Source organism: Micromonospora sp. NPDC047753, assembly GCF_040642735.1.
Classification (GTDB): domain Bacteria; phylum Actinomycetota; class Actinomycetes; order Mycobacteriales; family Micromonosporaceae; genus Micromonospora.
Genome location: NZ_JBEYSL010000283.1, coordinates 1 through 8,711, shown reverse-complemented (window position 1 = coordinate 8,711; position 8,711 = coordinate 1). Strand labels below are relative to the sequence as shown.

Below are 8,711 nucleotides of genomic sequence, written 5' to 3'. Positions count from 1 at the left end.
CGTCGACCACCATGACGTTGTCGCTGTCCAACCCGGACAGGGCCAGGCCCTTCTCGGCCGGGCGGCTGCGGGCCGGCACCACCGCCGTCCCGGCGATCAACCCGGCCGCGCCGGTGCGGTGGCTGCTGGACGCGTTCCTGCCCGGCGCCGGCACCACCGGCCGCGCGACGGCGCCGGCGTCCCGTCGGGATCCCACCGTCGAGCGCGACGTCCGGGCGATCCTGGACAAGACCGCGCACCCGCTGTGGCAGACCGGCATCCGGTACGCCGTCGCCACCACCAACCGGCGCCCCGGCACCGACCCACGTGGCCGGCTGCGGGGCATCGCCGACACCCTTGCCTCAGCGTTCGCCATCTACACCGGCCGCAACCGGCTCACCCACCGCGCCCGGATGCCCGCCCCGGTGGCCGTCCTCGCCGCACGCCGCCTCGGGCCCGGATTCCTTACCTCCGCCCCGGAACTCGCCGCCCTCGCGGCCCTGCCGCGTGACCTTGCCGTGCCCGGCCTCGATCGGGCGCGGGCCGCGTCCATGCCGGCGCCGGTCGCCGTCCCCGGCGGCGGGCGTGGGGTGAAGATGCTCGGCGACGCCGAAATCGGCGGCCACAGTGTTGGGCTGTCGGTGGCGGACGCGAGGTATCACCTGCATGTGATCGGTTCCACGGGCTCCGGCAAGACCACGCTGCTGGTCAATATGGCCCTCGACGACATCAAGGCCGGCCGCGGCACCGTCGTCATCGACCCGCACGGCGACCTCGTCCTGGACATCCTCGACCGGCTCCCCGCAGGCGTCGCCGACCGCGTCGTGCTCTTCGACCCCGACCAGGACAACCCGCCGACGCTGAACCCCCTCGAAGGCGACGACCCCGACCTGGTCGTCGACAACCTCGTGTCGATCTTCGGGAACATCTTTGCCAAGGCGTGGGGACCGCGGATGGACGACGTCATGCGGGTGGCCTGCCTGACCCTGCTGCGCCACAACAACGTCACCCTGCAACACATCCCCCCGCTGCTCAACAGCCCTCAGTTCCGCTCGGCGATGACGGTGGACCTGGACGACCCGGCCGGGCTCAGCGGCTTCTGGCAGTGGTACGACAGCCTCAACGACAGCCTCCGATCGCAGGTCATCGGACCGGTCCTCGCCCGGCTGCGCGCGTTCCTGCTGCGCGACTTCGTCAAACGCACCATGCGCTACCCCAAATCGAGCTTCGACATGGGCCGCGTCCTCGACGGCGGTGTGCTGCTCGTCCGCATCCCCAAGGGCGTGCTCGGCGAGGACACCAGCCGGCTGCTCGGCTCCCTGATCCTCGCGCAGGTATGGCAGGCCACCACCGCCCGCGCCGGCGTCGCACCCGACCGGCGCCGCGACGCGACCCTGATCATCGACGAGGCCCAGAACTTCCTGACCCTGGCCAACTCCCTCGACACGATGCTCGCCGAAGCGCGTAAGTACCGGCTGTCACTCGTGCTCGCCCACCAGGACCTGGCCCAGTTCCCCCGCGACCTGCTCGCCGCGGCGTCGGCGAACGCCCGCAACAAGGTGTACTTCACTGTGGCGCCAGAGGACGCGAAGGTGCTGTCCCGGCACACCCTGCCGGAACTAGGCGAGCACGACCTCGCCCACCTCGACGCGTACACCTGCGCCGCGCGGCTGGTGGTCAACGGACGACAAACCCCGGCGTTCACGATGAAGACCCGTCCGCCGAAGCCGGTCGTCGGCGAGGCGACCGCCATCCGTCAGGCCGCCGCCTCGGCGGTACCGAGCCAGGACACCAGTGCCGTCGACGACCTCGTCGAACGGCTCAGCCGCAGACCCGACGACCGTCGATCCCGTCCAAAGAGCGACCGGAGCTAACGGTTCCCTGTCAGACGTTGGCGTCAACCGGGTCGCACACCGGCTCACCATCGGGATCGTCACCGGTGACCGTCGGGCATCCGCAGCACAGTGCTGACCTGGGCTGTCAGTGCCGCACACGCCCCGTGACAGGCCCTCCGCACCAACCTCCCTAGTCCCAGACACCCCTCCCGATCGGGAGGGGAACCCATCCTGCCCAGGAGCAACCGTCGTGTACTCCCGCGTTCCCCCCGCCTCCCGCAACCCCGATCCCCTAGCGGTCTTCGGTCGCATCGTCCCCCGCGACCACGCCCTGCTGACCCTGCTCGCCGAGCACTACCTGCTGTCCACCGACCAAATCACCAGCGCCCTCTTCGACACCCGGCGCACCGCCCAACGGCGGCTGACGATCCTGCACCGCCTCGACGTGCTACACCGCTTCGGCCGCAGCGGCGCCCACGGCCGGTACGGATCGCTGCTCTACACCCTCGGCCCCGTCGGACTGCAGCTACACCCGACCGTCTACCACGACCCGACCGGGACCAGCCACAAGGCACCGCGCAGCTCCCTGGAACGGGCCAAGCGGATCGCCGCCAGCGGCCAGGTCAACCACCTGCTCGGCGTCAACCAGTTCTTCACCGACCTCATCGCCACCGCCCGCCACACACCCGACGCCCAGCTGTCGCGCTGGTGGTCCGAGCAGCACGCCACCACCGTCTACGCCCAAGCCGCCATCCGCCCCGACGGGCACGGCGTCTGGACCCACGGCGACACCTCGACCGGCTTCTTCCTCGAGCACGACAACGACACCGAGAACCTCGCCCGGGTAGTGGCCAAGCTGCGCGGCTACGAACGCCTCACCACCTTCGGCCCCCGCTACCCCGTGCTGTTCTGGGTCCCCAGCCGGCGCCGCGAAGCGAGCCTCCTCGGCGTGCTCGCCGGACTGAGCACCGCCAGCCCGATCGCCACCGCCGTCCACGGCCCCGACCCGGCGAGTCGGGTGTGGACGCTTGTCTCGGACCCCACCCACCGGCGGTACCTGCACGAGCTGCCCTGCGACCACGGCCCCGACACAGTCACCAACCCACGGCGCTTCGACCACCGGTAGAACTCACACCGCAGGCCAGCGCACCGACACCTGCCAGAGTGAGCACCGCCGGCAAACCGACCACCGTCGCCGACGTCTGTCAGCGGACAAGATCATCTGTGAGAGTCGCGAAGGCTCACAGCATCCGAGCCGACGAGGATTCCTCTACGAGCCCGGACGCCTCACAGCGCAGGTCAACTCCACTTTTCGGCGATCAACTCGTCGGAACGGCCTGACAGAACTGTCCCCTACCGTTCACGGCACAACACCACCTCATCAACTCCACCCCGGTCGGGTCCCACCTCGGAACCACCGCCGCACCTACCGGTGCGCCTCGCCCACCCGCCCCTCCCGGGGCCGGTCGGCGCCGCGCCGCGCGGCGACCCCAGGTCGCACCGCACCAACCCGCAACCGCACTCTCCGGGAACCGACCCACGCACCCAGTGGGCCGGTCATCTCCGCGCGCCCTGACGCGCCCAACCCCAAGGAGGACCACTCATGCCCAAGAACCCGACCAGGAAGGCAACCTCGCCGGCTGCCACACCGACGGCGACGATCCGCACCATGATCGTCTTCGTGCCGGGCGACCTGCCCCGCGCGTCCCTGACCGCACACCAGCTCGACCGCAACTTCGGCGTGCAGGGCATGCTGTCGCCCCGCTTCTGGGCCAGCCCCGCCCTGCGCCTGTGGCAGCGCAGCCAGATGTTCGGACTGCGCAAGGGCTGCCCGGCCTACTGCGCCGGCGGACCAGCGCGACTGCTCGACCTGACCGGCTTGCGTCAAGCCGCCGGTGTCGGGGCGGGCATCCGCCATCAGGTGTTCAGTCGCGCCGTGCACGGCACCCGCAACGCCACTGCGTGGCATGTCTATGAGGCCCGCCACCTGGCATGCCCTCAGCAGTACCCGTGGGACACGGCCGTCGCGGACTTCACCCATCAGCCCCGTGTCAACGCCATCCGGATGCACAACGCCGCCACCTACGGCGCCGGGCAGATCCGCCTCAGCGAACTGGAGATGTACCAGGCCGGCTGCATGGCCTACCAGCACCACAGCGCCCTGACCGCCCTCGCGGGCGACGCGCTGATCACCGCCGAAGGGGCGAAGCTGGCCCCGGCCAGCGACGCCATGGCCGACCGGGTGACCTACCTCGAACAGGCCAACCGGCTGCTCGACGCCATCGACCCCGACCAGCGACTGCTCGCGGTCGCGCTCTGACAGAGCCGGCCCAAAAGAGACAGGGGCCCGCCAGGCTCCTGTTCGACAAGCCCGAATGCCTCTCCCCTGGCTGAGTCCACGCCCGCTCCGCGGCGTTGCGAACCACCAGCTATCCCCGCACCTCAGCGCACGGCTTCGGCCGCCGCACACGCCGGCGCGCCGCCCTGCTCATCATCCTGGCTACCGGCTCACGGTGTCGGTAGATACCCGCGCCGCATCTTGCCCCGGCGTGCCAGCCGCCTCTGGCTGGGGCGCTGACTGCGCTGCCGGCCAGCGAAACGGCCGTCTTTTCCTCTTACGCGTAAGCCGGTGAGCGCCAGCACCAACCCCTAGTCATCCCACGAGTTGTCGGCGACCAAGCCCTGGTCGCCGTCATCGTTTTGCCTGAAGGGACAGCGCTTCATGATTCAACTTCCGATCTGCCCCGTCTGCAACGAGCCGGTGGCAGACCAACCCGCCACGCACTGGACCAACGCCTACCGTGGGGGCATTCCCTGGTGGCATCTGGCGGACAACAGCCCCATCTGCGCGGCTGCCGACGGCCAACCCTCCCAGCCGGCCCTCGTCGCCGACCCGCTTCCGGTCGACAGTCAGACCAGCACCTGGCTCGATGAGATGAGCCGCTTGTTCGCCGTCGACGGTCCCTACGACCCCGCCCGTTTGGGCAGCGCCATCACCGCCGCCGAGCACCTCAGCCGCTGGCTGCACACGGCCACTGGGCCGTTCAGCGCGCTGCTCACCCTGCCGACGCCCTCCGACGTCTCCTCCCTGATCGGGCACCTGCACCGCAGCACTCGGCTGCTCGCCCGGGTGCACGCACAGACCGGGTCCTACCTCCTCGACCAAGCCCGCCAGGCACATCTCCCCAGCCTCGATGACAGCGAGGGGGGCGATGTCATCGACGCCGTCGACGACATCCGCGCATGGTTGCAGGACGCGGCCGACTGGCTCGCCCAGTCGGCTCAGGCATCAGGGGTCGCTTGGTCCAGCGCCCGCAAGGTCACGGCGGCGAGTCACCTCGGCCCCTCCCCCACCGCCATCGGCACCGACCGCCAGGAGGGCCAACGGTAACGACCCCTGACTACACGCCACGTCAGGGCAGCACAGCCGTCTTCTCCGGTCGGTGGCTGCGCTACGAACCGGTCCCTGGCTTCCACCGCTACCACGAGGGATACCTCGCGACGGTGGCCGGTTGGTGGAACGGCAGCTTCGAACTCGCCCTCGACTACGAGGCCGTGATCGCCCTTACCCAGACGTTCGACGCGATGGCCAGCTACGTCGGCGGTGATTGGCGCACTGTCGGCTTCGACGGACACACGCTCACCATCGCCCGTCCGGTGTCCCTCGGCGGCGGCGTCCACCTCGTGGAGCCGACCGGTGGGCGGTATCGGATCGGCTGGGGCCTGCCGTGGTTACCGGTCGACCCGAGCCGCTGCGACCACGTCTTCGGCCAGCCATAGCCGCACCGCACTTGATCACGAGGCGCTGCCGAAGCGTGAATCAGTGCACGCCACATCCAGGCAGATGCAACAGCCCCCACAGGGAGGACTCATGGACAACCTGATCGACCAGACCGCGGCGCCCAGCGCCCTCGATAAGGTCGCCGCCGCTCTGGCAGCACTAGGCCAGGACACGGCCGCCGCGATCGCGCAGCGCGCCGGCGTCGGCTACTCGACGGCCACCAAACGACTGCGCACCCTCGCGGAGGTAGGCCGGGCCGAATCGTTGCGCGCCGACGACGGCCGCACGCTCTGGCGGCACCTGCCGAACACGGCGACCAGCACCGACAGCGGCGACCCGCCAGCGACCACAAGCGACGCCAGGCGCGACCCGTCCCCCGCGCTGACGGACGGCATAGTCGACGAGGCTCACGGACCGGACGATGCCCCCGGCCCGGCAGAGGAGGCGAACACCGCCTCGGCGGCGAGACCGGACGACGAGTCAACCCGTCTCCCGCCGGACGACGAACACCGACCGACGCCGAACAGCGACGCGGACCGGGCAGCCCTCCAGGTACCGCCCGCGAAAGAGGACGCCGATCCCGACGCACCGACCACAGAGCCGAGCGAGGCTTCTCCGGCCGACGCCGAGAATCCGGCCGCGGCCGGCGCGTCTGGTCAGGCAGACTCCCGACCCCGTCTCGATCCGGCGGGCAGCGACGACGCCGTCGCGTCCAGCAGCCCGTCCGAGGCTTCGAGCGCGTCAGGTGGCGGGAAGCCGCGCCGGTCCAAGGGCAGCCTGCGCGGGGCCATCCTCGACGTGCTCGAAGCCCATCCCGGCCAGCCGTTCAAGACCAGCGAGCTGTGCAAGGCCATCGACCAGGCGAACGAGGGCACCGACTCGGCCAAGGCCAGCGCGGGCGCGGTCGTCAACGCCGTGCACAAGCTCGTCACCGACGGGGCCGCCGTTCAGGTCGCCGAGAAGCCGGCGACCTTCCAGCTCGCCCCGACAACCAGCTAGCAGACCCTCTTACCGCTGGTAGCCCGGGGCGGGCGTCGAACTTGGCGGAACCACGCCCGCCCCGGTGCTCCTTCGAAGACAAGGAGCGACGTCAAGTGTGTCACCTGAGCTCGTATCTCGCGGCGGCCGGCGGAGTCCTCGCCGGTCTCGCCGTCGCCGCGGCACTGCTCGTCCGGCAGCGGCACCTCATTCACCATCTGCGGCGGGCGTTGGCTGCCCGCGACCGTGACCGGTCCTACTGGCGCCGGCTGGCCACGCACAACGACACGACCGACCTGCCGAACCGGCGGGCCCTGTGGACCCACCTTGAGGCCACATTCTCGCTCGGGGAGCCACTCGGGCTCGTCCTCATCGACCTCGATCGGTTCAAGCAGGTCAACGACACCTACGGCCACGAGTACGGCAATGACCTGTTGCGCGAGGTCGGACGCCGCCTCAAAACCCTCGGGCCGTCGGTAGCCATGGCCGCGCATCTCGCCGGCGACGAGTTCGCTCTCGTCGTGCACGGCGACGACGGCGACGTCGAGGCTGCCGCCGAGGCCGCCCACCGGAGCATCTCGGAGCTACCGTACGAGATCCCCGGGCAGCAGGTGATCGTCACCGCCAGCGTCGGCTACGCGCTCGCCGAGCCGGACATGCTGCCCCGCGACCTCCTGCACGCGGCCGACCAAGCCATGTACCTAGCCAAACGGACGCGCTCTGACGTCTGCGCCCACGACCCGGACCACACCACGCCGCAGGGCATCGCTATCCGCTACCGCGACCTGCGATAACACGCCCATTGCGTGAGAACCGCACCACGTCCCCGCACGCACCAGAAGCCCCGCAGGCGATTCGGCCTGCGGGGCTTCGCGTTTATCAAGGAGCCCGATTCCCCGTGATGTCCTTCGACGCCGTTCACACCCTGACCGGGTGCCTGCTGCACGTTGAGGCCAGCGCCGACCTGCTCGGCTGGGGCCGCCCGCCGCTTGTGCTGCTCGTCCAGGACCGGCCGGCCCCAACCGCGCCGCACGGCACGAGACGCCAGATGCGCGCCGTGCACCTACCGCTCAACGACACCCGCATCGGCCGCTACCGCGCCGGACTCGCCGACCTCCTGGCGGACCTCGCCACCGCGCTCGACATCAACCAGCCGGTCGCCCGGCCCACCCTCGCGGCCTGCGTCGACGTCGGCCTGATCATGGACCTCCTCGCCGATCCCACTCCGGACGCCGGCTGCTGGCCTGGGCCGTGTGCTACGAGGACGTCCTCGTCGAGTCCGACGACCTGCACGAGATCCGCCGCGTTGACGCGGTCGACGCCGACCGCCGCGGCTACCGGATCACGAGGCTGCGACGTGAACCGCACCCCGTGGTCCGCGTCGACGACCACGTCGACCACGACGACGCGACGGCCACTCGCTCCGCACTGACGCGTCTCGTCCAGACCACCAGCAGGCCCGGCCGAATCACGCCGACAGCCTCCTGACGGCCGCCGACGCCACGCCGGCAGCGCGGGTCCCAACCTCACCCGCGCGTCACACCCCGTGCCCTACGGCACCACACCCGAGGCAGACGACTTGACCTTCATCGAGAGAGAAGCGTCGATCAATCAGGTCATTGTCCGGGGGCTGCCATCAGGCACAACACGACCGGCGCCGACCGGACGGTGACCCCTGCCCACAACCCCGACGGAAGGTCGCCCGCCATGTCTGACCGCAGCCAAACCCGACCGTCTCACCGCGCCCTCCTCCCCCGTGACGTCACCGATCCCCTGCTGTGGCGGCTGGCCGTGGACGTCCTCACCGCCCATCAACCCGGACCCGGCAATCGGTGCGTCAACCTGCAGTGCGCCGACCAGAGCGGGCCGTGTTCGGCCGCGAGGCAGGCGCAACGGGCGATGCGTGCCGCGCGCGACGCACCACCGTCACAGCCGGCACCTGTCCGCGAACCCACACCACAACCGCCGGCCCGCGACCCTCTCGGATTCGTCGGATGGTTCACCAACGGCCTCGCCGCCGCTGCCACCCACTTACTGCCGCGGGTCCCGCATCGGCTGCCCCGCCGCGTCCCCGGCGCGGCCCTTCAAGCGGCTCCTCCTGGCCAAGGACCGCGAGTCGATGCAACCGCACATCCGCG

The 8,711-nt window shown here is 70.6% G+C and carries 8 protein-coding genes; all 8 read left to right on the top strand.

Annotation, left to right across the window (positions count from 1 at the left end):
* Nucleotides 1-1,853: ATP-binding protein (locus ABZ749_RS22245; protein WP_357230550.1), on the top strand; the 1,853-nt coding region annotated here is incomplete at its 5' end.
* A gap of 211 nt (nucleotides 1,854-2,064) precedes the next feature.
* The gene (locus ABZ749_RS22240; RefSeq protein ID WP_357230547.1) at nucleotides 2,065-2,940 is read left to right on the top strand and encodes a replication-relaxation family protein; all 876 of its coding nucleotides are present in this window, start codon (nucleotides 2,065-2,067) and stop codon (nucleotides 2,938-2,940) included.
* Between the two features lie 477 nt (nucleotides 2,941-3,417).
* Entirely contained in the window at nucleotides 3,418-4,134 is a 717-nt protein-coding gene (locus tag ABZ749_RS22235) for a hypothetical protein (protein ID WP_357230544.1), read from the top strand.
* Between the two features lie 402 nt (nucleotides 4,135-4,536).
* The gene (locus tag ABZ749_RS22230) at nucleotides 4,537-5,205 is read left to right on the top strand and encodes a hypothetical protein (protein ID WP_357230541.1); all 669 of its coding nucleotides are present in this window, start codon (nucleotides 4,537-4,539) and stop codon (nucleotides 5,203-5,205) included.
* 113 nt (nucleotides 5,206-5,318) lie between these two features.
* Entirely contained in the window at nucleotides 5,319-5,594 is a 276-nt protein-coding gene (locus tag ABZ749_RS22225) for a hypothetical protein (RefSeq protein ID WP_357230538.1), read from the top strand.
* A gap of 91 nt (nucleotides 5,595-5,685) precedes the next feature.
* Nucleotides 5,686-6,594 (top strand): MarR family transcriptional regulator, encoded by a 909-nt coding sequence (locus ABZ749_RS22220; RefSeq protein ID WP_357230535.1) that lies wholly within the window; start codon nucleotides 5,686-5,688, stop codon nucleotides 6,592-6,594.
* A gap of 95 nt (nucleotides 6,595-6,689) precedes the next feature.
* Nucleotides 6,690-7,367 carry a GGDEF domain-containing protein gene (locus ABZ749_RS22215; protein WP_357230532.1) on the top strand — a complete coding sequence of 226 codons (678 nt, stop codon included), beginning with the start codon at nucleotides 6,690-6,692 and terminating at the stop codon, nucleotides 7,365-7,367.
* A 104-nt stretch (nucleotides 7,368-7,471) separates the two neighbouring features.
* Nucleotides 7,472-8,005, top strand: coding sequence for a hypothetical protein (locus tag ABZ749_RS22210; RefSeq protein WP_357230529.1), 534 nt, complete (start codon nucleotides 7,472-7,474; stop codon nucleotides 8,003-8,005).
* The last annotated feature ends 706 nt before the right edge of the window (nucleotides 8,006-8,711 follow it).